Source organism: Janthinobacterium woesei (assembly GCF_051380875.1).
In the GTDB taxonomy this organism is placed as follows: domain Bacteria; phylum Pseudomonadota; class Gammaproteobacteria; order Burkholderiales; family Burkholderiaceae_D; genus Janthinobacterium.
Genome location: NZ_JBNYXW010000054.1, coordinates 1 through 1,328 on the forward strand (window position 1 = coordinate 1; position 1,328 = coordinate 1,328).

A 1,328-nucleotide genomic window follows, 5' to 3' on the forward strand; every position below is an offset into this window, starting at 1 on the left:
CGAGCCCGCTGGGAAATCGAAATGCTGTTCGACGTGCTGAAAAACGCCTGCCGCGTCGAGGCGCTGCAGCTGGGCACGATCGAGAAGCTCGAACGTGCGCTGGCTTTGTTCATGGTCGTCGCCTGGCGAATCGCTTACCTGATGCGTAGCGGGCGAACCTGTCCCGACCTTGATGCCACGCTGTTCTTCGACCCGGATGAAATTCATGGTGCTTACCTGTTGAATGATCAGGATACGCCGGACAAACCCAGGCTCAACGACGTGCTGCGTCTGGTCGCCCGGTTGGGCGGATTCCTTGGCCGGAAAAACGACGGAGAGCCGGGCGTCAAGACCATCTGGCTTGGGATGAAAGAGGTCTATGTCGCAGCGAAAACAATGGGGAAATTACGCGATCGAGCTAACGCCAAGAATTGTGTATAACGGCGTGGGTTAAGGGCAACCGGGCCTGATTTGGCCTAGCGCCCGATTTTCCCCGTTTCCCCGTTTCCCCGTATCCCCGTATCCCCCCGATGGTCCAAGAACCCAGCGAGCGTTACCTTTTCTGGAACAAGTTTGGTGGTCTGCGTTTATGTGTCAAGACCCGTCTGGTTGTAAACGCGCTTAACAAATAGCTCGGGCTTCTTTGCATGCCACTCTTTGAGCGCCTGGATGGGAGTTTGATGGTTTAAAGCGCGCTGTGGGATGTTGTGGTTGTAGAGTTTCAAATAGCTGTGCAGCGTCGATTCTTCGCACCTCAGTGCCCTGTCTTCGTCTTCCTGCCCAAGAGAAAATCTCTCAGCGCGACTGCGTCGTTATGCACTTCGTCTTGGGCGGAATAGACGAGCGTGATCGGGTTCGTGCGCGCCAACGCGCGCAATTGCCTGAGCTGTTCGCCATGCTGGCGCACTTCCTCGGCGTAACGAAGCCGAAACTCTGGCCAGCGCGCGGGATCGTGTCCGAACCACTTCCTTAACGCGGTGCTGGGCGCGAGGTCTTTTGCCCAGTGATCCAGCGCCGCGTCTACCTTCTTCACGCCACGTGGCCATAATCGGTCGATCAATACGCGCGTGCCGTCGTCTTGGGCAGGCGGCTCGTATGCCCGTTTCAGTTTGACATTGTCCGCTCTGATTCTGCTGCTCATCAGTTCGTTCCTTGACAGTGTTGATAATTGATCTTAATTCTTTTCTTGTTTCAGCGCCGTCCCTTTGTGCATCGCAATGTGGTCAGTCTTATGCTGTGGTCAAGTAATTCCGGACACAACGATAGGTTCGCGTGCTGCCATTTTCCGTTCATAGACGGTGGGCGGCAGATTGCCCAGTGCTGAATTGATACGCTTGCAGTTGTAGAAG

Annotated in this window: 2 protein-coding genes and 1 pseudogene; 1 reads left to right on the forward strand and 2 read right to left on the reverse strand. The window is 55.5% G+C overall.

The features are described from left to right. Positions 1 to 420 (forward strand): IS4 family transposase (locus ACQ4W6_RS25715; RefSeq protein ID WP_436569986.1); only part of this gene is annotated, 420 nt, incomplete at its 5' end. Between the two features lie 146 nt (positions 421 to 566). Here the strand turns inward: ACQ4W6_RS25715 and ACQ4W6_RS25720 are convergent. Beyond that, positions 567 to 725: pseudogene (locus tag ACQ4W6_RS25720) on the reverse strand (IS481 family transposase); the annotation flags it as partial. 8 nt (positions 726 to 733) lie between these two features. Continuing rightward, positions 734 to 1,120, reverse strand: coding sequence for a DUF488 domain-containing protein (locus tag ACQ4W6_RS25725; protein ID WP_436569987.1), 387 nt, complete (start codon positions 1,118 to 1,120; stop codon positions 734 to 736). Positions 1,121 to 1,328: the final 208 nt, after the last annotated feature.